Source organism: Streptomyces sp. NBC_01446, from assembly GCF_026340095.1.
Taxonomy (GTDB): Bacteria; Actinomycetota; Actinomycetes; order Streptomycetales; family Streptomycetaceae; genus Streptomyces; species Streptomyces aureus.
In genome coordinates this window covers 647,905-669,876 of the sequence record NZ_JAPEPO010000003.1, presented here as the reverse complement: position 1 = coordinate 669,876, position 21,972 = coordinate 647,905, and the positions used below count along the sequence as shown (strand labels likewise).

The 21,972-nt window shown below is 71.2% G+C and carries 18 protein-coding genes; 16 read left to right on the top strand and 2 right to left on the bottom strand.

The window, feature by feature from the left end:
* Window position 1: 1 nt before the first annotated feature.
* From asnB to OG456_RS47590, 16 genes are read left to right on the top strand one after another with little or no spacing between them, the layout of a single operon-like run.
* Window positions 2–1,936 (top strand): asparagine synthase (glutamine-hydrolyzing), encoded by a 1,935-nt coding sequence (gene asnB, locus OG456_RS47665; RefSeq protein ID WP_266571339.1) that lies wholly within the window; start codon window positions 2–4, stop codon window positions 1,934–1,936.
* Window positions 1,937–1,965: 29 nt separating this feature from the next.
* Window positions 1,966–4,149 carry a bi-domain-containing oxidoreductase gene (locus OG456_RS47660; protein WP_266571338.1) on the top strand — a complete coding sequence of 728 codons (2,184 nt, stop codon included), beginning with the start codon at window positions 1,966–1,968 and terminating at the stop codon, window positions 4,147–4,149.
* On the top strand, window positions 4,146–6,095 hold the full coding sequence (locus OG456_RS47655; protein ID WP_266571337.1) for an alginate lyase family protein: 1,950 nt from the start codon (window positions 4,146–4,148) through the stop codon (window positions 6,093–6,095). The genes OG456_RS47660 and OG456_RS47655 overlap by 4 nt, the downstream gene beginning before the upstream one ends.
* Window positions 6,096–6,120: 25 nt before the next feature.
* A complete protein-coding gene (locus tag OG456_RS47650) occupies window positions 6,121–7,662 on the top strand; it encodes a right-handed parallel beta-helix repeat-containing protein (protein WP_266571336.1) in 1,542 nt (513 codons plus the stop codon).
* A gap of 1 nt (window position 7,663) precedes the next feature.
* Window positions 7,664–8,968, top strand: coding sequence for an O-antigen ligase domain-containing protein (locus OG456_RS47645; RefSeq protein ID WP_266571335.1), 1,305 nt, complete (start codon window positions 7,664–7,666; stop codon window positions 8,966–8,968).
* 2 nt (window positions 8,969–8,970) lie between these two features.
* Window positions 8,971–10,248, top strand: coding sequence for a glycosyltransferase (locus tag OG456_RS47640; RefSeq protein WP_266571334.1), 1,278 nt, complete (start codon window positions 8,971–8,973; stop codon window positions 10,246–10,248).
* A complete protein-coding gene (locus tag OG456_RS47635; RefSeq protein ID WP_266571333.1) occupies window positions 10,245–11,480 on the top strand; it encodes a class I SAM-dependent methyltransferase in 1,236 nt (411 codons plus the stop codon). Before OG456_RS47640 ends, OG456_RS47635 begins: the two co-directional genes overlap by 4 nt.
* Window positions 11,477–12,271: a glucose-1-phosphate cytidylyltransferase gene (locus tag OG456_RS47630; protein WP_266571332.1), complete on the top strand. Its 795-nt coding sequence runs from the start codon at window positions 11,477–11,479 to the stop codon at window positions 12,269–12,271. The genes OG456_RS47635 and OG456_RS47630 overlap by 4 nt, the downstream gene beginning before the upstream one ends.
* Complete coding sequence (locus OG456_RS47625) at window positions 12,268–12,915, top strand: PIG-L deacetylase family protein (protein ID WP_266571331.1); 648 nt, start codon at window positions 12,268–12,270, stop codon at window positions 12,913–12,915. The genes OG456_RS47630 and OG456_RS47625 overlap by 4 nt, the downstream gene beginning before the upstream one ends.
* A gap of 3 nt (window positions 12,916–12,918) precedes the next feature.
* Window positions 12,919–13,944 carry an NAD(P)-dependent oxidoreductase gene (locus tag OG456_RS47620; RefSeq protein WP_266571330.1) on the top strand — a complete coding sequence of 342 codons (1,026 nt, stop codon included), beginning with the start codon at window positions 12,919–12,921 and terminating at the stop codon, window positions 13,942–13,944.
* Window positions 13,941–15,239, top strand: coding sequence for a DUF4910 domain-containing protein (locus tag OG456_RS47615; RefSeq protein ID WP_266571329.1), 1,299 nt, complete (start codon window positions 13,941–13,943; stop codon window positions 15,237–15,239). The genes OG456_RS47620 and OG456_RS47615 overlap by 4 nt, the downstream gene beginning before the upstream one ends.
* Window positions 15,240–15,244: 5 nt before the next feature.
* A complete protein-coding gene (locus tag OG456_RS47610) occupies window positions 15,245–16,543 on the top strand; it encodes a hypothetical protein (protein WP_266571327.1) in 1,299 nt (432 codons plus the stop codon).
* Complete coding sequence (locus tag OG456_RS47605; protein ID WP_266571326.1) at window positions 16,540–17,487, top strand: glycosyltransferase family 2 protein; 948 nt, start codon at window positions 16,540–16,542, stop codon at window positions 17,485–17,487. The genes OG456_RS47610 and OG456_RS47605 overlap by 4 nt, the downstream gene beginning before the upstream one ends.
* Window positions 17,484–18,722: a polysaccharide pyruvyl transferase family protein gene (locus OG456_RS47600; protein ID WP_266571325.1), complete on the top strand. Its 1,239-nt coding sequence runs from the start codon at window positions 17,484–17,486 to the stop codon at window positions 18,720–18,722. The genes OG456_RS47605 and OG456_RS47600 overlap by 4 nt, the downstream gene beginning before the upstream one ends.
* Window positions 18,719–19,270 (top strand): dTDP-4-dehydrorhamnose 3,5-epimerase, encoded by a 552-nt coding sequence (rfbC, locus tag OG456_RS47595; protein ID WP_266571324.1) that lies wholly within the window; start codon window positions 18,719–18,721, stop codon window positions 19,268–19,270. The genes OG456_RS47600 and rfbC overlap by 4 nt, the downstream gene beginning before the upstream one ends.
* 7 nt (window positions 19,271–19,277) lie before the next feature.
* Entirely contained in the window at window positions 19,278–20,603 is a 1,326-nt protein-coding gene (locus OG456_RS47590) for a glutamate-1-semialdehyde 2,1-aminomutase (protein ID WP_266571323.1), read from the top strand.
* A 7-nt stretch (window positions 20,604–20,610) separates the two neighbouring features.
* Here OG456_RS47590 and OG456_RS47585 read toward each other — a convergent pair whose 3' ends face one another.
* Both OG456_RS47585 and OG456_RS47580 read right to left on the bottom strand, forming a co-directional pair.
* Window positions 20,611–21,246 (bottom strand): phosphatase PAP2 family protein, encoded by a 636-nt coding sequence (locus tag OG456_RS47585; protein WP_266571322.1) that lies wholly within the window; start codon window positions 21,244–21,246, stop codon window positions 20,611–20,613.
* A gap of 315 nt (window positions 21,247–21,561) precedes the next feature.
* The gene (locus OG456_RS47580; RefSeq protein ID WP_266571321.1) at window positions 21,562–21,924 is read right to left on the bottom strand and encodes a helix-turn-helix domain-containing protein; all 363 of its coding nucleotides are present in this window, start codon (window positions 21,922–21,924) and stop codon (window positions 21,562–21,564) included.
* Window positions 21,925–21,972 lie beyond the last annotated feature (48 nt).

Below are 21,972 nucleotides of genomic sequence, written 5' to 3'. Positions count from 1 at the left end.
CATGTGTGGCATCGCAGGCACGTACCGATGGCCGGACGGGAAGGTCGTGACCGACCGGCTCACCGATACCCTCGCCCACCGCGGTCCGGACGGGGCGGGCCGGTACGGCCACCCCGTCGGTGACGGCGAAGTGCACCTCGGGCACCGCCGGCTGGCCATCATCGACCTGTCCGAGACCGGCGCCCAGCCGATGGTCAAGGACGGTCTCGTCCTCACGTACAACGGCGAGCTGTACAACGCGCCCGAGTTGCGCGGCGAACTGTCAGCCGCCGGGGTGCGCTTTCGCGGTACCTCCGACACCGAGGTGCTCCTTGAGGCCTGGCGGCGCTGGGGCACGGACTGCCTGCACCGGCTGCGCGGCATGTTCGCGTTCGGGATCTTCGACGAGCGCACCGGTGAACTGGTGCTTGTCCGTGACCAGTTGGGTATCAAGCCGCTGTTCCTGCTCCGGCGCGGCGAGGGCCTGGTCTTCGCCTCCGAGCTCAAGGCGCTCGCCGTCGCGACCGGCGGGACGCTGGAGGTGGACCATGCGGCCCTCGTGGCCTCGCTGCTCTACTACTGGGTGCCGGACTCACGGTGCGCGTTCCGTGAAGCGGAGAAGCTGCCGCCGGGGAGCTGGCTGAGGTGCCGGCCCGACGGCCGGGTGGAGCGCGGCCGGTTCTGGCACCTGAAGGACGTCGCCGCCGAGGGCCGGGAGCGGGCCCGGGCCGGTGAGCAGCCGGACCTCGCTGCCATCGTCGAGGAGTCGACCCGGCAGCACATGCTCTCCGACGTGCCCGTGGCGACATTCCTCTCCGGCGGCCTCGACTCCAGCTACCTGACCGCGCTGGCGGCCCGCGACCAACCCGGGATCTCCGCTTACACGATCGGGTTCCGCGCCGAGGACGCCAGGTTCGAGGCGATGCCGGACGACCTGCGCTATGCCCGGCAGGTGGCCGAGCAGTTCGGCGTCGACCTGCACGAGATCGAGATCGCTCCGAATGTGCTCGACCTGCTCCCGCAGATGACGTACCACCTGGACGAGCCGATCGGCGACCCCGCCGCGATCAACACCTACCTGATCTGCTCGGCCGCCCGCGAGGCCGGGGTCAAGGTGATGCTCTCGGGGATGGGCGCCGACGAGCTGTTCGCCGGGTACCGCAAGCACCTGGCCAACCTCCTCGCGCTGCGCTACCAGCGCGTCCCGCGACCCCTGCGGCGCGGCTTGTCCGGGGCCGTGAACCGGCTGCCGGTCGCCACCGCCCGCCGGGGGTACCGGTCGGTGCGCTTCGCCAAGCGGTTCCTCTCCTTCGCCGATCTGCCGGAGGAGACCGCGTTCCGGCGCAGCTACACCATGTACGACCAGGACGAGCTGCTCGCCCTGGTCGATCCGGACCTGGCCGGGACGGTCGAGGACGTGCTGACCGAGCACGCGGACATCTACCAGGACAACGACCTCGACGACTTCGTCAACCGCATGTGCCTGGGCGACGCCCGGATGTTCCTGCCCGGCTTGAATCTCGCCTACACGGACCGGTCGAGCATGGCCGCCTCGACCGAGGTGCGGGTGCCGTACGTGGACGTCGAGGTGGTCAAGGCGGCGTTCGCCGTGCCCGGCGACCGCAAGATCGTCGGACGGCAGGGCAAGGCCGTCCTCAAGGAGGCGGCCACCTCGATCCTGCCCCGGGAGATCGTGTACCGGCCGAAGGGCCTGTTCAGCGCCCCGCTGCGCGCGTGGATGAGCCGGGATCTGGCACCGCTGGTGCGCGAGGTGGTGAACGACGGCGTGCTCGTGAGTTCAGGGCTCCTGCGCCGCGACGCCCTGGCGCGCATGGTCGCCGAGGACGCCGCCGGGCAGCGGGACTTCTCCAAGCATCTGTGGCATGTGCTGACGCTCGAGTACTGGTATCGCGGCGCGACCTCCGGGGCCGGCCAGAGCGCTCGCCTTTCGGCGTAGAAGACGACGTAGAAACAAGGGGACTTCGGGTGAAGCAGGTTGTGCAGAACTACAAGAGCGGCGAGCTGGCCGTCCTCGACGTGCCGGTGCCGGGCTGCAAGCCGGGCGGTGTGCTGGTCCGCACCGCCTACTCGCTGATATCCACCGGAACCGAGCTCATGAAGGTGTCCGAGGCCGGCATGTCGATGCTGGGCAAGGCCCGCTCCCGGCCGGACCAGGTGGCCAAGGTCGTGCAGAGCGTGGCCACCAACGGGGTGCCCGCCACCTACCGCAAGGTGATGGGCAAGCTGGACTCCTACACGCCGCTGGGCTACTCGCTGTGCGGGGTGGTCGAGCAGGTCGGCCCCGGGATCGACGACGTGGCGGTCGGCGACGTCGTGGCCTGCGCCGGCAACGAGCACGCGTTGCACGCCGAGCTGAACTGGGTGCCGAAGAACCTCTACGCCCGGGTGCCGGACGGCCTCGCGTCGCGGCACGCGGCCTTCGGCACCGTCGGATCGATCGCGATGCAGGGCGTCCGCCGCGGCGAGCCACAACTCGGCGACGTGGCACTGGTCATCGGCCTCGGGCTGATCGGGCAGCTGGTGGTGCAGCTTCTTGTTGCCTCCGGAGTCCGCGTCGTCGGGGTCGATCCCGACCCGACGCGCTGCGAACTCGCCGAGCGCCTGGGCGCCGCGGCCTGCGGCGACCCCGCGTCCGCGGCCGTGGAAGCCGCCGTCGCCGAACTCACCGACGGCCATGGCGTGGACCAGGTGTACCTGGCCGCCGGCGGCGGCAGCAACCAGCCAGTCGAGCTGGCCGCCCGGCTCTGCCGGGACCGTGGCCGGGTCGTCGACATCGGCAAGTGCCGCCTGGACCTGCCGTGGAACGCGTACTACGAGAAAGAGCTCGACGTCCGGTTCTCGCGCAGTTACGGCCCCGGGCGCTACGACCCGGAGTACGAGCTGGAGGGGCGGGACTACCCGATCGGCTATGTGCGCTGGACCGAGCGCCGCAACCTTGCCTGCTTCCTCGATCTCCTCGCCCGCGGCAGCGTCGATGTGGAGCCTCTGGTCTCCCACGTCGCCGACTTCGACGACGCCGTCGAGACGTACCAGAGCCTGAAGGACGGCGGCCTGAAGGCCGTGGCCGTGCTGTTCCGGTACCCCGAACACGCGGGAGAGGCGCAGGCCCCGGCGGTGGCCGTGCCCGCGGTCAAGCCACGCAGCAGCGGCGTGACCACCCCGGCCCGGTCCGCCAAGGCGCCGGTACGCCTTGCGTTCGTCGGCGCGGGAAACTACGCGACGTCGATGCTGCTGCCGCACCTGGCACAGCGCGACGGCGTCGAGTTGTCGACAGTCGTCACCACGACGGCGCTGTCCGCGGCCAACGCGCAGCGGAAGTTCGGCTTCGCCGAAGCGACCACCGATCTCGACGCCGTGCTCGGCGACAAGTCCATCGACGCGGTGTTCGTGGTCACCCGGCACAGCTCGCACGCCGAACTGACCCGTAGGGCACTCCTTGCCGGCAAGGCGGTTTTCGTGGAGAAGCCCCTGGCCCTCACCGAGGGCGACCTGGCAGGCGTACTCGCGGCGGTGGAGGAGTCCGGCAACGATCGGCTGCAGGTGGGATTCAACCGCCGGTTCGCGCCGTTGCTGAATGAGGCCAAGAAGCAGTTCGGCGCCCGGACCGGTCCGGCGAACCTGCGCTACCTGGTCAACGCGGGCCGGCTGCAGCACGGCAGCTGGTACCTCCAACAGGGCACGGAGGGCTCGCGGTTCGCCGGCGAGGGCGGACACTTCATCGACACGGCGAGCTGGCTGCTGGAGGCCGACCCGGTCTCGGTGTACGCGGTCGCCACGTCCGACAACGAGGACCTGCAAGTCGTGCTGCGCTACCCGGACGGGTCCACCGCCACCGTCAGCTACGTCACCACCGGCGCGCCCAGCTTCCCCAAGGAGACGCTCGACCTTGTCGCGGACGGCAAGGTGCTGCGGCTCGACGACTTCGTCCGTGCGTCGGTTTACGGCCGCAAGCGGTGGGTCAGTTCGCGGCTGCCCAAGGCGCGGGACAAGGGCCAGAACGCCGAGCTGGCCGCGTTCATCAAGGCCGTGCGGACCGGCGGGCCGATGCCGGTGCCGCTGGAGTCGCTGGTCGCCACCACGGCAGCCACGCTCGCCGTGCAGGCCGGCCTCGCCGGCGGTGCGCCGGTGACGTTGGCGAGGACGCGATGACCATGAGCGCGGGCTGGTACCTGCGACGCCTTTCCCGGATGGGACCGCGGGAGGTCGGCGGCCGGGCGGGCGACGCGGTGCGCAGGCGGCGGTGGCGGTCGGCGCGGCCGAACTGCCCGAGCGTGACCGGTGCCCGGTTCACCGCGGTGCTGCCCGCCGGGACGATCGCCTCAGTACCTCCGGACGCCGCGAAACGTCTCATCGCCGAGGCGGACCGGCTGATGTATGGGCACGTCCAGTATTTCGGGGTGGTGCGCGACGACCTGACCGACCCGGACTGGTGGTGCGACCCGAAGACCGGGCGCCGGGCTCCATGGGGCTACGCCTTCGACGTGCCGTACCGGAACGAGGACACGGTCGGGGACATCAAACAGATCTGGGAGCTGTCCCGGCACCAGTACCTCACCGTGCTCGCCGCCGCCTACGCGATCACCGGGAACGAGCGGTACGCCGAGCGCGTCGCCGAGCACCTGCGGTCGTGGTGGGCGGCCAACCCACCGCTGCGCGGTGTGCACTGGATCAGCGGCATCGAGCTCGGCATCCGGCTGCTGTCCTGGGTGTGGATCCGCCGGCTGCTCGACGGCTGGCCCGGCGTGGCCGGTCTGTTCGAGGGCAACTCGGTGGCCGTGAACCAGATCTGGCACCACCAGCGCTGGCTGGCCGCCTTCCCCAGCCGGGGATCCTCGGCGAACAACCACGTCATCGCCGAGGCCGCCGGGCAGTTCGCCGCGGCCTGCGCGTTCGACTGGTTCCCCTCCTCGGAGCGTTGGCGAGCCGACGCGCTGAGGTCGCTGGAGCGGCACCTGCGCGGCAACACCTTCGCCTCCGGCCTCAACCGGGAGCTGGCCACCGAGTATCACGGACTCGTGCTGGAGCTCGGCCTGGCCGCGCTGGCCGAGGCGGATGCCGCCGGCGTGCCGGTCCCCGCGTCCGTCCGCCTTGTGCTGCTGCGGATGTCCGACGCGCTCGCGGCCGTCGTGGACAGCCGGCTACGGCCGCCGCGCCAGGGGGACGCGGACGACGGGCACGGTCTGGTCGTGGACGGCTCGGGCACAGACCGCTGGGGCTCGCTCCTTGCCACCGGGGACGCCGTGTTCGGCCGTCTCGCCTGGTGGCCGACGGTGACCGGCACCGATGTGCGCACCCCGCTGCTTGCCGCGCTCATCAAACCCACCGAACTCTCCGTGACGCGCCCGGCAAGCCGACCGGCCCACTTCGCCGACGCGGGCATGACCATCCTGCGCGGCCCCGAAGAGATCTGGTGCCGCTGCGACGGCGGTCCGCACGGCTTCCTGTCCATCGCCGCGCACGCCCACGCGGACGCGCTGTCCGTGGAGGTCCGGCACGACGGCGTCGACGTGCTCGCCGACCCGGGAACGTACTGCTACCACGGGCAACCCGAGTGGCGGCAGTACTTCCGGTCGACCCTCGGCCACAACACTCTGCAGCTGGACGGCGAGGACCAGTCCGTCTCCGGCGGCCCGTTCCTGTGGACACGGCATGCCGACAGCCGCGTCCTGACCGCATCAGCGGACACCACCGAGGAGGGCGTGGCCCGCTGGTGCGCCGAGCACGACGGTTACCAGGGCTCCGTACACCGTCGTCGAGTGGAACTGACGCATGCGAGCCAGGAGTTGAAGGTGGTCGACGAGGTGCGCGGCCCGCGCCGGGATGCGCGCCTGGCGTTCCACCTCGGCCCGGCGATCGCCGCGGACCTGGTGGGGAGCCGGGCGGTGCTCACCTGGATCCGGGACGGCGAGGGGCGCTCCGCGACGCTCGACCTGCCCGAGCAGCTGAGCTGGCGGGCGCATCGCGGCGAGAGCGACCCGCCGCTGGGCTGGTACTCCGCCGGCTTCGGGCGCAAGGAACCCACCACCACGCTGGTCGGCACCGGCTTCGCCGACGGCACGGAGGCGTTCACCACCGTGCTCAGGTTCCGCGGCTAGGGGGTTTCAGATGGGGGGAGGACGCATGAGGATCAAGAGGCGGCACCGGGCGCTGGCGGCGGCACCGCTGGCGCTGGCCCTGCTGACGGCGACGGGCTGTGAGAGTACGCCGGGAGACAAGGCTGAGTCGAAGGCCGCGCCATCCGCGTCCGCCGCGTCCGCGGCCCGATCCGTGGCCCGGGTGTGCGACAAGCCCGCGGCCGGGCCGGCGAAGGCGCCGGCGGGCGCGGTGACGGTCGACCCCGCGAAGGTCGGTGACCTGGCGGCGAAGACCAAGAACAGCCCCCCGAACACCACGTTCTGGCTCCGACCGGGCAAGCACCGGCTCGACCCGGACCGCTACGCCCAGGTCATCCCCAAGGAGGGGGACCGCTACCTCGGTGCGCCGGGCGCGGTGCTCGACGGCCGGAAGAAGAACCAGTACGCGTTCGGCGGCACCGCCCGCAACGTCACCATCCGCTACCTGACCGTTCAACGCTTCGTGGCCCCGCCCGACGAGGGTGTGGTCAACCACGACTCGGCCGACGGGTGGGTGATCGAGCACGCGACGATCCAGGACAACTCCGGTGCCGGGCTGATGGCCGGAGCCCGCCAGCAGGTCCGCGCCAACTGCCTGCGCGACAACGGCCAGTACGGCATGAACGCGTACAAGGGCGGCGGCGCCCTCCGCGACCTGGTGGTCGAGGACAACGAGATCGTGGGCAACAACACCGGCGACTGGGAGCGGCGCAAGGAGGGCTGCGGCTGCACCGGAGGCATCAAGTTCTGGGCTGTCAACGGCGCCGACGTACGAGGCAACTGGGTGCACGACAACCGCGGAACGGGGTTGTGGGCGGACACCAACAACAACGACTTCCGCATCGAGAACAACGTGCTCGAGGCCAACGACGGTGCCGCGCTGATCTACGAGACCAGCTACAACGCGGTCATCCGGAACAACACGATTCGGCGGAACAACTGGGTCGAGGGCCGCAGAGAAGCCAAAAAGGGCGACACGTTCCCGTACGCGACCATCTACCTGTCCGAGTCCGGCGGCGAACCACGGATCAAAGCCCGCACCCACAAGATCGAGATCTACCGGAACGTGCTGGAGAACAACTGGTCGGGGATCACCCTGTGGGAGAACGCCGACCGGTTCTGCAACAGCCCGGCCAACACCTCGTCCGGTGACTGCACCTTGCTGGTCCCCAAGACCGGCCGCTGCGCGAAGCCGGCGATCGCCAAAGCACCGCTCTACGCCGACTGCCGGTGGAAGACCCAGCGGGTGGACATCCACGACAACCGCTTCGTGCTGGACAAGTCCGTCCTCAAGTGCACGGTGAAGTGCGACCGCATGGCCGTCCTCGCCAACTACGGCACGTATCCGGACTGGTCGCCCTACCAGGGCAAGCGGGTGGCTGACGCGATCACCACCGAGCAGCACAACCGCTGGCACGACAACGTCTACCTCGGGCCATGGCAGTTCGTCGCCCACGACCCGAGTCAGGTGCTCGACTTCGGGCAGTGGCAAGGCACGCCGTTCCAGCAGGACGCGGGCAGCACCCTCGACGCACGGGCCGGTGGTTGAGATGGGCGGAGACCTGCGGCGCGGCGCACTGCCGGGCGGACCGGACGCGGCGGGCACGACGCCCGGCGCCGAACGACGCCCGGCCGGCACACCGAAGCTCGTCGGGATCATCTGGGGGTTGCTGGTCCTCAACACGCTCGGCTCCGCCGGGGCGAAGACCATCGTCCCCCTGCCCCGCTCACTCATCCAGATGGTCACCATGGGCGCGCTGGTCGCCGCGTTCGCGCTGGCGCTCGCACTCAATCTCCGGCTGCGCATCCGAGGCAGCGCCTTCGTGTTCCTGCTCACCCTGCTGCTGGTGCCGAGCGTGATCTCCAGCGTGGACCTGGAGTCCGGGTTCGGCGCGCTGTTCCGCTGCGCCCGGCTGGCTCTCTTCATCGGCACGCTGTGGCTGCTCAGCCGCTGGTGGGACGGCGGCCTGACCTTCGTACGGCACCACATCCGGATGTACTTCGCGGTGCTCGGGTCGGTGGCCGCCGGCCTGGTCGTCTCACCGGGCGCCGCCCTGCCCGACCTCTACGGCGGACGCCTTGTCGGCGCGTTGTGGCCGCTCACCCCGCCGCAGATCGGACAGTACGCCGCGGTGATCATCGGGCTCACCGTGCTGCTCGTGCTCGGACGCCGCACCGACAGGGTCAGCGCGGCGGTGGTCATCGTGCCGTCACTCGTCCTGCTCGCGCTGACCCATACCCGTACGGCCACGCTCGGCCTGGTCATCGGCCTTGTGCTGGCGATCGGCTCGCTCCTGCTGACCAGCGCCGCAGCCCGGCGGTTCTTCACCTGGGCCGTGCTGTGCGCCGTGGTGGCCGCGGTGGGGTTCGCCTCCGCGCTCCAGACGTGGTTCCTGCGCGGACAGAGCCAAGAGAACTTTTCCAACCTCACCGGTCGGGCCAAGGTCTGGGACGCCCTGCTGGCAGCGCCCCGGACGACCACGGAGCAACTGTTCGGCGTGGGCCTGGGCGACAAGTCGTTCGGTGGGCTGCCGATCGACAACAGCTGGCTGGCCGTCTACCAGGAGCAGGGTCTGACCGGCGTCGCCTTGGTGGCGGCGATCATCATCGTGCTGGGCGGCGTCGCGTTGCTGCGGCCACCGTCGCTGCAACGAGCCTGCGCGATCTTCCTGATCAGCTACTGCGCGATCGCGTCGTACACCGAGGCCGGGCTCGGCGACGCCTCGCCGTATCTGCTGCATCTGGCAGTGGCCGCCTCACTGCTGGCGGCACCTGCCGCGGCAACCGGGCTCCCGACGCCCCCAGCTCCTCGACAACGCATCCCACGATGGGCCCGGAGATCGGAGGTGATCTGACCATGCACGTCCTCGTGGCGCACAACTACTACGCCTCGGCGCAGCCGAGCGGGGAGAACAAGGTCGTCGACCAGGAGGTGGAGCTGCTGCGCGCGGCCGGCCACCGGGTCGAGGTGTTCGAGCGGCGCAGCGACACCATCGCCGCGCGGTCCCTGCCGGGCAAGGTCGCGGTGCCGCTCCTCGTGCCGTGGAACCCGGCGGTCCGCAAGGAACTCGCCGCCCGCCTTCGCACCGAGCGGCCGGACGTGGTCCACGTCCACAACGTCTTCCCGCTCCTGTCGCCCGCGGTCCTCGCCGCCTGCGCCGACGCCGGCGTGCCCGCCGTCGCCACGCTGCACAACTACACCCAGATCTGTCCGCCCGGCACGCTGCAGCGGGACGGCCGCCCGTGCACCGAATGCGTCGGCAAGGCGCCGCTGCCCGCCGTCCGGCACGGCTGCTACCGGGGCTCCCGCCTCGCGACGGTGCCGCTCGCGGTCAGCCTGTCGGCCAACCGGCGGCGGTGGTGGTCCGGCGTGGAGCGGTTCCTGTGCATCTCCGCGGCACAGCGCGACGTCCTGGTGCGGGCCGGCATGCCCGCCGAGCGGCTGGCGGTGAAGCACAACTTCGTGCCCGACCCGGCCGACCGCCGGACGGACACCGGTGAGCATCTGCTCTATCTCGGCCGGCTCGCGGAGGCCAAGGGAGTGCGGCTGCTCATGGCCGCGTGGGACGAGTTGGCTGCGGACGGCGGTGTGGGCGTGCCGCTCGTGATCGCCGGCACGGGACCGCTGGAGCAGGAGGTGACCGCCTGGGCGGCCGGCCGGGACGACGTGCGCTACGTCGGCCTGTACGACACGGCGGAGTGCCAGAAGGCCATCGCACGGTCGGTCGCCGTGGTGGCGCCCTCGACGTGGCTCGAGGCATTCGGTCTGGTGGTCGTGGAGGCGATGGCGGCCGGGGTTCCGACCGTCGCCGCCGGGCACGGCGCCTTCGTCGAACTCGTCGAGGACGGCGTGACAGGGCTGCTGCACCGACCGGGCGAGCACGCCTCGCTCGCGTCCTGCATACGCCGGATCGCGGCCGAACCGGACCGCAACCGGGAGATGGGCCAGGCGGCCCGGCGCCGTTACGAGCAGGGCTTCAGCCCGGCCGTCGGCCTGGAGCGCCTGGTGGAGGAGTACCGCACCGCGATCGCGGGTCGGTCCGGCGGCGGGGACAGCCCGCCGCCGACAGGAAACGGAAACGCTGACTCGCGGCGGGGGGCCCGCGCGAGCAGGGGGGATGGGGACAGCAGATGACACGATGCCGACTGTGCGGCTCGGCGACGCTGGCGAGCGTCGTCGATCTGGGGGCGACCCCGCCGTGCGAGAGCTTTCTCGCCGCGGACCAACTGGACAGGCCGGAACCGGCGTACCCGCTGCACCTGCAGGTGTGCACCGCCTGCTGGCTCGCGCAGATACCGCCGCTGATCACGCCGGAGGACACGTTCAGCGAGTACGCGTACTTCTCCTCCTTCTCGACCTCCTGGGTGGAGCACGCGCGCACTTTCGTCACCGACGCCGTGCAGAAGGTGGGTCTCGGCCCCGACGCGTTCGTGGTCGAGGTCGCGAGCAACGACGGCTACCTGCTGAAGCACGTGGTGGACCAGGGGATCCGCTGCCTGGGCATCGAGCCGTCGGTGAACGTCGGCGCCGCGGCACGCGACGCGGGGGTGCCCACGCTCACACAGTTCCTGAGCCCGGACACCGGCTCGGCCGTCCGCGCCGAGCACGGCCCGGCCGACCTGGTCGTGGCCAACAACGTATACGCGCACATTCCCGACGTCGTCGGGTTCACCGAGGGCCTGCGCGCCCTGGTCGCCGACGACGGCTGGGTCTCCATCGAGGTGCAGCACCTGCTGACCCTGATCGAGGAGAACCAGTACGACACGATCTACCACGAGCACTTCCAGTACTACACGGTCGCGTCCGCGATCCGGGCCCTCGCGAGCGGCGGACTCGCCCTCGTGGACCTCGAGTTGCTGCCCACGCACGGCGGCTCCATCCGGCTGTGGGCCCGGCCGGCCGAGGTGGCCGGCGAGCCGACTGAGCGCGTGGCCGACGTGCTTGACCGGGAGAAGGCCGCCGGGCTGCAGGAGCTGTCCGGGTACACCGAGTTCTCCGCCCGGGTGGCCAAGGTGCGCCGGGACCTCCTGAGGTTCCTCATCGAGGCGGCCGAGCGCGGCGAGACGGTCGTCGGCTACGGCGCCCCGGGCAAGGGCAACACCCTGCTCAACCACTGCGGCATCCGGCCCGACCTGCTCGCGTACACGGTCGACCGCAACCCCTACAAGCACGGCAGGTTCACCCCGGGCACCCGCATCCCGATCCTGCCGCCCGAGCAGATAGCCGCCGACAAACCGGACTACGTCCTCGTCCTGCCGTGGAACCTGCGGGCCGAGCTGGTCGAGCAGCTGTCCTTCGTGCACGACTGGGGCGGCCGCCTTGTCTTTCCCATCCCGGAACTGAGCATTGTCGAGGGCACATCATGAAGGTCGTACTGTTCTGCGGCGGCTATGGGATGCGGATGCGCAGCGGCGCCGACGACGACGTGCCCAAGCCGATGGCGATGGTCGGCCCGCGACCGCTGATCTGGCATGTCATGCGCTACTACGCGCACTTCGGGCACACGGAGTTCATCCTGTGCCTCGGGTACGGGGCGAGTCACATCAAGAACTTCTTCCTCAACTACGAGGAGACGACGTCCAACGACTTCGTCCTGCGGGGCGGGAAGACGGAGCTGCTGTCCACCGACATCGCGGACTGGACTATCACGTTCGCGCAGACCGGCATCGAGTCACCGATCGGGGAGCGGCTGCGCCGGGTGCGGCACCACCTGGACGGCGACGAGATGTTCCTCGCCAACTACGCCGACGTACTCACCGACGCCCCGCTGCCTCAGATGATCGACCGGTTCGCCCGGCGTGATGCCGGTGCGTCGATGATGGTGGTCCCGCCGCAGTCCTCGTTCCACTGCGTGGACCTGGGCGAGGACGGCCTGGTGGGGGGTATCACCGCGGTGAGCGACATGCCGCTGTGGGAGAACGGCGGCTACTTCGTGCTCCGCCAGGAGGTCTTCGACCACATACCGGAGAACGGGGACCTGGTCGCCGACGGTTGCGCCCAACTGGCCAAGCAGGGCCGCCTCGTGGCGCACCAGCACCGCGGCTTCTGGAAGCCGACCGACACCGTCAAGGAGCGCGCCGCGCTCGACGACGCCTACGCCCGGGGTGACCGCCCTTGGGTCGTATGGGAACGGGACGGCGCGGGGGTGAGCGCGTGATACGGCTCGGCGCCGGGCGCCTGGACCGGATCGTCACGGTGGGCGCGCACTGCGACGACATCGCCATCGGTGCCGGCGGCACTCTCCTCACGCTGTGCCTCGCGCGGCCGGGTGTCCGCGTCGACGCACTGGTGCTCTCCGGCGGCGGCAGCGAGCGGGAGCAGGAGGAGCAGGCCGCGCTCGCCGCCTTCTGCCCGGGCGCCGACCTGCGCCTTACCGTGCTCAAACTGCCGGACGGCCGCATGCCCGCGCACTGGGACGAGGCCAAGGCCGCGGTCGAGGAGCTGCGCGGGCAGACCGAGCCGGATCTGGTGCTTGCGCCGCGTACCGATGACGCGCACCAGGATCACCGCGCCCTGGCTCAGCTGCTGCCCACCGCGTTCCGCGACCACCTCGTGCTCGGCTACGAGATCGTCAAGTGGGACGGCGACCTCGGCCGTCCGGTGGCGTACCAGCCGCTCTCGCCGGAGATCGCCGAGCAGAAGGTGCGGCTGCTGCAGGAGCACTACCCCTCGCAACGGCACCGGCCCTGGTACGACCGGGAGGCCTTCCTCGGCCTCGCCAGGATCCGCGGCATCGAATGCCACGCGCAATACGCCGAGGCGTTCGCCGTCACCAAACTCACTCTCAAGCTGGGGGATTGAACCTTGCGCGTACTGCTGACCGGACACCAGGGCTACCTGGGCACCGTGATGGCGCCCGTACTCACGGCCGCCGGGCACGAGGTCGTCGGGCTTGACGCCGGACTGTTCGCCGACTGCGTCCTCGGCCCGACGCCCGCGGACCCGCCGGGACCGCGGGTGGACCTGCGCGACGTCACGGCCGACCACGTGGCCGGGGTGGACGCCGTGATCCACCTGGCCGCGCTCTCCAACGACCCCCTGGGATCGCTGGCGCCGGAGCTCACCTACGACATCAACCACCACGCCTCCGTACGCCTGGCCCGACTGGCCCGCGACACCGGAGTGCGGCGCTTCCTGTACGCGTCGACCTGCTCCGTCTACGGCGCGTCCGGCGGCAGCGGCCTGGTGACCGAGGACGCCCCGCTGCGGCCGGTGACCCCGTACGCGGAGTCCAAGGTGCGCGTGGAGGACGACCTGCACGCCCTGGCCGACGGCGACTTCACCCCGGTGTACATGCGCAACGCCACCGCCTTCGGCTACTCACCCCGGCTGCGCGCCGACATCGTCCTGAACAACCTCGTCGGCCATGCGCTCCTGTCCGGCGAGGTGCTTGTGCTCTCCGACGGCACCCCCTGGCGCCCGCTGGTGCACGCCGCCGACATCGCGCGCGCCTTCACGGCCGCGCTGACCGCACCGCGCGAAGCCGTGCACGACCGGGCGTTCAACATCGGCAGCGAGACCAACAACGTCACGGTCGCCGAGATCGCCGAGCAGGTCGCCGAGGCGGTGGCCGGCGCGAAGGTGAGGATCACCGGGGAGAACGGCGCCGACCCGCGGTCGTACCGCGTGGACTTCTCCCGCTTCCGCGCCGCGATCCCGGGCTTCGACTGCGAGTGGACGGTGAAGCAGGGCGCGCTCGAACTCGCCGACGCCTACCGGAAGTTCGGGCTGACCACGGAGGACTTCGAGCGACGCTTCACCCGCCTCGCCGTGCTGCGCGCGGCGTCCGACGCCGGAACCGTCGACGACACCCTGCGGTGGCGCCGATGACCGCGACCGGTGAGCAGACGACGACCTCTGCGGGCGAAGAGATGCACGCGCTGGTGGAGCGGCTGTACCCGCTGTGCCGGAGCATCACCGGCGACGGCGTGCGCGCCACGCTGGACATCATCGGCGAGTACGTTCCGCTGCAGGTGCACGAGGTGCCGACCGGGACCCAGGTCCTCGACTGGACGGTGCCGCAGGAGTGGAACATCCGGGACGCGTACGTCGCCGACGCCGCGGGCAACCGGGTCGTCGACTTCGCGGCGTCCAGCCTGCACGTGCTCGGCTACAGCGTGCCGGTGTCGGCGACCATGCCGCTGGCCGAGCTGCGTGAACACCTGCACACCTTGCCGGACCACCCGAACTGGGTGCCGTACCGCACCAGTTACTACAAGCCGGAATGGGGGTTCTGCCTGGCCCAGGAGACCCTGGACGCGATGCCGGACGGCGACTACGAGGTGTGCGTCGACTCCACACTCGCCGACGGCCACCTCACCTACGCCGAGCACGTGGTCCCCGGGCAGGTCCCCGACGAGGTGATCGTCTCCTGCCACGTGTGCCACCCCTCGCTGGCCAACGACAACCTGGCCGGCATCGCGGTGGCGACGTTCCTGGCCCGCGCGCTGGCCGAGCAGACGCCGTACTACACCTACCGGTTCATTTTCGCGCCCGGCACCATCGGGGCGATCACGTGGCTGGCCCGCAACGCGGAGCGGGTGGAGCGGGTCAAGCACGGCCTCGTGCTGGCCTGCGCCGGCGACTCGGGCGACCTGACGTACAAGCAGAGCAGGCGCGGCGACGCGGAGATCGACCGGGTGATGCGGCACATCCTTGACGCCTCCGAACGCCCGCACCACGTCAACGAGTTCACTCCGTACGGCTACGACGAGCGGCAGTTCTGCTCGCCCGGCTTCAACCTCGGCGTCGGCTCGCTCAGCCGGACCCCGTACGCCGGGTACCCCGAGTACCACACCTCGGCGGACAACCCGGACTTCGTCTCCCCGGAGGCGATGGCGGACACCCTCGCAGTCTGCCGTGAGGCGTTCGGCGTCCTCGACCGCAACCGGCGCTACGTCAACCTCAGCCCCTACGGCGAACCACAGCTGGGCCGACGCGGGTTGTACGACGCGCTCGGCGGCCGCAGCGACACCAAGCAGGCCCAGATGGCCATGCTCTGGGTACTCAGCCTCTCCGACGGCGAGCACAGTCTGCTGGACGTCGCCGAGCGGTCCGGGCTGCCGTTCGGCGCCGTGGCAGGCGCGGCCGACGCCCTGCACGGCGCCGGGCTGATCAAGGCATGACGCCGATGACCACCGAGAAGGAGAATCCGAGGGCAGCGGAGCCACCGGCCGGGTCCGCCCGGCGGGCCCTCGTCGGCCGGCTGTCCTGGGGACTGGCAGACCAGGCCGCCTCCAGCCTGAGCAACTTCGTGGTGGGGATCTACGTGGCCCGCTCGCTGGGGGTGACCGCGTTCGGCGTGTTCAGCCTGGCCTGGGTGACCTACGGCGTGGTGCTCAACGTCTCCCGCGGCCTTGCCACCGACCCGCTCGTGGTGCGCTTCAGCGGTGTGTCGGACACGTCCTGGCGCGGGGCGGTGGCCCGGTCGTCGGGTACCGCGCTCGGCGTCGGTGCCGCGCTCGGCGCGGCGGCTGTCGTGGCCGGCCTTGCTCTCGGCGGCCGCGTGGGGCCCGCCTTCGCCTGCCTCGGCGTCATGCTGCCGGGGCTGCTGTTGCAGGACGCATGGCGGTTCTCGTTCTTCGCCGCCGGCACCGGACGGAAGGCGTTCGTCAACGACCTCGTGTGGGGCGTCGCACTCGTCCCGGCCTTGGTCGTGGCGGCCCACGTGGGCACCGTGGCCGCTTTCGTCCTCGCCTGGGGCGCATCCGCCACGGTGGCGGCGGGGTACGGCTGCCTCCAGTCCGGCATCCGGCCCCAGCTGACCGGAGCGCGCGGGTGGCTCCGTGAGCAGCGCGATCTCGGCTACCGGTACCTGGTCGAGAACGTCAGCCTCAGCGGCGCGAGCCAGCTGCGGGCGTACGGGCTCGGCGCGATCGTCGGAGTCGGCGCGGTGGGCGCGGTCCGGGGCGCCGAGCTCCTGCTCGGCCCGTTCCTCGCCGTGCTGATGGGTCTTTCGCTGGTCACCGTCCCGGAGGCGGCACGGGTGCTGCGACGGGCCCCGCACCGCCTCGGCCACTTCTGTCTCCTGCTGGGCGGCGGGCAGGCCGCCGCCGCGCTGGCCTGGGGCGGGGCGCTGCTGCTGATGCCGGAGCGGCTCGGCGACCTCGTCCTCGGCGACGTCTGGCACTCCGCCGCGGAGCTCATCGTGCCGGTCACGCTCAGCGTCGCGGGCGCCGGCCTCGGCACCGGCGCGGCGGCCGGGCTGCGCGCGCTCGGCGCGGCCCGGCGCAGCCTGCGCAGCCAGTTGTTCGCCTCCGCCTGTTACGTCGGCGGCGGGCTCGGCGGGGCGGCCGCCGCCGGCACGGTCGGCTCGGCCTGGGGCGTCGCCGCAGCGACCGTCAGCGCCTCGGCCGTGTGGTGGCTGCACCTGCGGTCCGCTCTGCGCGAGCGCCACCACAACCCCATCCCCGAAGTGAGGACTTCATGACCCCCCACCCCAGGCTGAGCATCGGCCTGCCCGTGTACAACGGCGAGGAGTACCTGGCCGAATCGCTCGACGCCCTGCTCGGCCAGACCTACGAGGACTTCGAGCTGGTCATCTCCGACAACGCCTCGACCGACGCGACCGAGGACATCTGCCGCCGGTACACCGCGCTTGACCCGCGCATCCGCTACCTCCGGCTGCCCCGGAACATCGGCGCCACACCGAACCACAACCGGGTGTTCGCCGAGTGCCGCGGCGAGCTGTTCAAGTGGGCCTCGCACGACGACCTGTACGGCCGGGACCTGTTGCGGCGCTGTGTGGAGGCGCTGGACGAGCGGCCGGACGTGATCCTCGCGCACTCCGGCCAGGCGGTCATCGACGGCGACGGCCGGCTGAAAGTCCCGTACGAGTACGGGCTCGCCACCGACTCGCCGCGTCCGCCGGAGCGCTTCCGCAGTCTCCTGTTCGAGCCCGGTGGCGACGACTTCTACGGGGTGATGCGGGCCGACATGCTGCGCCGGGTGAAGCCGCTCGACAGCTACCACCACGCGGACCGCACGTTCGTCGCCGAGATCACCCTGCACGGGCGCTTCCACCAGGTGCCGGAACTGCTGTACTTCCGCCGCGACCACCCCACCCGCGCCGAGCGGGCGAACCCGTCCAAGCGCGCCAGGTGCGTCAACCTGGACCCGCGCCGGGCAGGCCCGCTGCACCCCACGCCCCGGCTGCTCGCCGAGTACATGTGGGGTTTCGTCGCGGCGATCCGGCGGGCGCCGTTGTCCCCGGCGGACCGGCGCGCGTGCTACAGCCACCTGGCCGCATGGATGACCAGCCGGGCCCGGCCCGGCGCCGGCGAGCGGGTCGAGGACCGCGCCCCGGTCGACCCGGCCCAGCTCACCGTCTCCGTCGACGCCCTCGTAGCCGGCCGTGAGGGGAGGCAGGCATGACCTCCGCGGACGAAACCGTCGTGCGCGTCGGGGTGTTCGGCCTGCTCGGCTCCGGCAACCTCGGCAACGACGGATCGCTCGAGGCCGTGCTCGGGTACCTCCGCGCCGAGCACCCGGACGCGGTCGTGGACGCGCTGTGCGGCGGACCCGAGGCCGTCGCCGCTCGGTACGGGATCCCCGCGACGCGGCTGCACTGGTACCGCGGGGAGTACCGGACGGCGTCGCGTGCGGGCGCGATCGCGGCGAAAGGGCTGGGCAAACTCGTCGACGTCTTCCGCACCGCTGCCTGGGTGCGCCGGCACGACGTGGTGATCGTGCCGGGCATGGGCGTCCTGGAGGCCACACTGCCGCTGCGGCCGTGGGGCTTCCCGTACTCGCTGTTCCTGCTCTGCGCGAGTGGCCGGCTGCTTCGCACCCGGGTCGCCCTGGTCAGCGTCGGCGCCACGGCGATCGGCAACCGGCCGACCCGGGCCCTGGTGCGCTGGTCGGCGCGGCTGGCCACCTACCGGTCGTACCGGGACACCCAGTCCCGCGACGCGGTGCGGGCGACGGGCGTGAACACCGCGCGCGACGAGGTCTACCCGGACCTCGCGTTCGCCCTGCCGACGCCACCCGCGAGCACGCCCTCGGGCCCGCCGGGCCCGGTCTGCGTCGGAGTCATGGACTTCCACGGCGGCAACGACGACCGCGCCCGGGCAGAGGAGATCCACCGGCGCTACCTCGACGGGACGATCCGGTTCGTCCGCGCGCTGGTCGAGGAGGGCAGGCCTGTCCGGCTGCTCACCGGCGACGACTGCGATGCCTCGGTGGTCGCCGCGATCCTCGACGCGGTGGACTCACCGCTGGTCACCGCTGCCGAGCCGTCCTCACTGGCCGACCTGATGAAGGAGATGGCCGCTGCCGACACCGTGGTGGCAACCCGCTACCACAACCTGATCTGCGCGCTGAAGACCGGCACACCGACGCTCGCCCTCAGCTATGCGGCGAAGAGCGAAGCGCTCATGGATCGGATGGGCCTCGCCGCGTACTGCCACCCGGCCCGCGAGGTCGACGCCGACCGACTGCTCGTGCAGTTCCGGGAGCTGGAGGAGCGATCGGCGGAGCTGCGTCGGACCCTCGCCGAGCGGAACCAGGACGCCGCCCGGCAACTCAAGGGCCAATTCGGCGACTTGACCGCGGCTCTGTTCCCGGCGGCTGACCACACCCATGACCACGCCCTACGGGAGACCACATGAAGGCGACCGAAATCCCGGCGATCGACGGCGCGTACCTCTTCGAGCCGACGCCGTACGCCGACGAGCGCGGCTTCTTCTGCCGCACCTTCGACGCCGACGTGGTCCGCTCGGTGGGCCTCGACCCGGACGCCTTCGTCCAGGACAGCCTGTCCCGCTCGGTCCGGGGCGTGCTGCGCGGCCTGCACCTGCGCTCCGGCGCCGGCGAGGCCAAGCTGGTGCGGTGCTCGTACGGGAAGATCTTCGACGTCGTCGTGGACCTGCGGCCCGACTCGCCGACCTACCGCAACCGGGCCTTCTTCGAGCTGTCCGGCGAGACACAAGCGACCCTGTACATCCCGGCGGGGTGCGCACACGGCTTCCAGGCGCTGACCGAAACCGCCGACACCTCGTACCGGATCGACCGCCCGCACGATCCGGCCGAGGACGTGACGATCGCCTTCGACGACCCGGAGCTCGCCATTCCCTGGCCGCTGCCGGCCACATCGATGTCCCAGCGGGACCGCGAGGCGCCGAGCCTCGCCGAGGTCCTGAAGCAGAAAGAGAGCTGAAGTCGGCGTGGACACCGAAGAGTTCCCCCTGCCCCGGTCGCGGATGGCGAACGAGCGGCTGCACGCCATGATCCCCGGGGGCGCGCACACCTACGCCAAGGGCGACGACCAGTACCCCGAGAACCTTGCTCCGGTCATCAGCCACGGCCGCGGTGCCCACGTGTGGGACATCGACGACAACCGCTACATCGAGTACGGCTCGGGCCTGCGGTCGGTCAGCCTCGGCCACGCCCACCCGCGCGTGATCGAGGCGGTGCGGCGGGAACTCGACCGCGGCAGCAACTTCGTCCGGCCGTCCATCGTGGAGGTCGAGGCCGCGGAACGCTTCCTGGCCACGGTGCCGACCGCCGAGATGGTGAAGTTCGCGAAGAACGGCTCCGACGTCACCACCGCCGCGGTGCGCCTCGCCCGCGCCGCCACCGGCCGCCCGCGGGTGGCCATCTGCGGCGACCATCCGTTCTTCTCCGTCGACGACTGGTTCATCGGCACCACGCCGATGTCCGCCGGTATTCCGGCGGCGACCACCGAGCTCACCGTGGCGTTCCCCTACGGGGACCTGGCCGCCACGGAGCAGCTGCTGACCCGGTACCAGGACGAGGTCGCCTGCCTGATCCTCGAACCGGCTGGGCACACCGAGCCGCCGCCCGGATACCTCACCGGCCTGCGCGAGTTGGCCGACCGGCACGGCTGCGTGCTCATCTTCGATGAGATGATCACCGGCCTCCGCTGGTCCGAAGCGGGCGCCCAAGGCCTGTACGGCGTCGTCCCCGACCTCTCCACGTTCGGCAAGGCGCTGGGCAACGGGTTCGCCGTCTCCGCGCTGGCCGGGCGCCGCGACCTGATGGAGCGGGGCGGGCTGCGTCACTCCGGCGACCGGGTGTTCCTGCTGTCCACCACGCACGGTGCGGAGACGCACTCCCTGGCAGCCGCGATGGCCGTGCAGACCACGTACGTCGAGGAGGGCATCACCGCGCGGCTGCACGCCCTCGGCGCCCGGCTGGCCGCCGGTGTCCGCGACGCCGCGGCGAGCATGGGCGTCGGCGACCACATCGTCGTCCGGGGCCGGGCCAGCAACCTGGTCTTCGCCACCCTCGACGAGAACCGGCAGCCGTCGCAGCAGTACCGCACCCTGTTCCTGCGCCATCTCCTCGCGGGCGGGGTGCTTGCCCCGTCGTTCGTGGTGAGCAGCGCGCTCAGCGACGCCGACATCGACCGCACCGTCGATGTGGTGGCCCAGGCATGTGCGGTGTACCGCAAGGCACTGGACGCCGCCGACCCCACCCTGTGGGTGGCCGGTCGGCCGGTGAAGCCGGTATTCCGCCGCTTGGTGTGACGTGACGTCAGCGGCGCTCCCCCCGAGCGGCGTCGGCCACCCGATCGACCAGCCACGCGGTCGCCGGTGTCACCGTCAGCGCGGTGCACCAGCCGCCGAGGACGTCGGTCGGGTAGTGCGCGCCCAGGGCGACCTGTGCCCAGCCCATGGCGGCGCCTGCAACCAGCCCCGCGGCGAGCACGAGTGATGTGCCGACAGCCCTGCCGACGCCGAGCCGGCCGGTCGCCAGCAGCGCCACCACGAGGGCGAGCGCGGTGGCGAAGGCCGTGTGCCCGCTCGGATAGGACAGGTTGTCCTCGCCGTGGATGGTGCGCCCCACCAGGGACTTGAGCAACCTCGCCGTCCCAACGGCGACGCCGACCCCGGCAACGACGAACACCGCGGCGCGAGGACGCCGAAGCAGCAGGCAGCCCGTCACGGCGGCCACGACCAGTGCCGCTGCTCCGGCGGGTGCCCCCAGGAAGTCCAGGACCACAGCGACGCGCCGCCACGGCGGCCGCACACTGTCCGCCGTCGGCTGGATGATCCACCTGTCCACCGTGCCGGGCTCACTGTGGCCGGCGTACAAGACCCCGAGCACGACGACGACCAGCGCGGCAAGGGTCGCGATCAGCCCGAGCGACGCGCGCAGCGACGGAGGCATCACTGCGGGCGCCGGCCGCCCGGTTACGTCCAGGTCCGCTCCTGCAAGGCGATCCAACGCGAGCCCCCCGTCGTGTAGTTGCACTGAAGCCAGATGCACATCTTGGCGTACGGAGATGTACGGACCGTGTCAAAACAACTCATCAAGAGAGCCAACGACTTCCATTGAACCGGCAGGCGCCCCAACGGGCGGGACGTTCTGAGCTGGGGGCCGTCCACGTACCGGATGTCGAGTCGCCGGTGACGTGGTCGAGACCGAAGGCGCCGGCGGGCACGCCGTGGCGGACGGAGACGGTGCACCCATCGGCGAACGGGGTCACCGTCGCGCGTCGGCTTGTGCCCGGGCGCGTTCGATGTCGGGGACGTGGCTCTCGGCCCATTCCCGGACGGCACGCAGGGGTGCCAGCAGTGACCGACCGAGGTCGGTGAGGGCGTACTCGACATGCGGGGGAATTGCGGGAATCTCCGTGCGGGAGATCAGGCCGTCGTACTCCATCGCGCGAAGCGTCTCGGTGAGCGCCTTAGGCGTGATCCCCCGAATGTGCGCCTTGAGCTCGGTGAACCGCATCGGCCCGTTGTCCAGCGCGTTGACGATGAACACCGTCCAGCGCGCCCCGATCCGGTGCAGAACGGTGCGACTGGGGCAGGTCGCGGCCATGACGTTGTAGGCCTTACTCATGCACGACTCCCGGTAGCGTTGTGTATACCAGTATAGAATCTATACCGT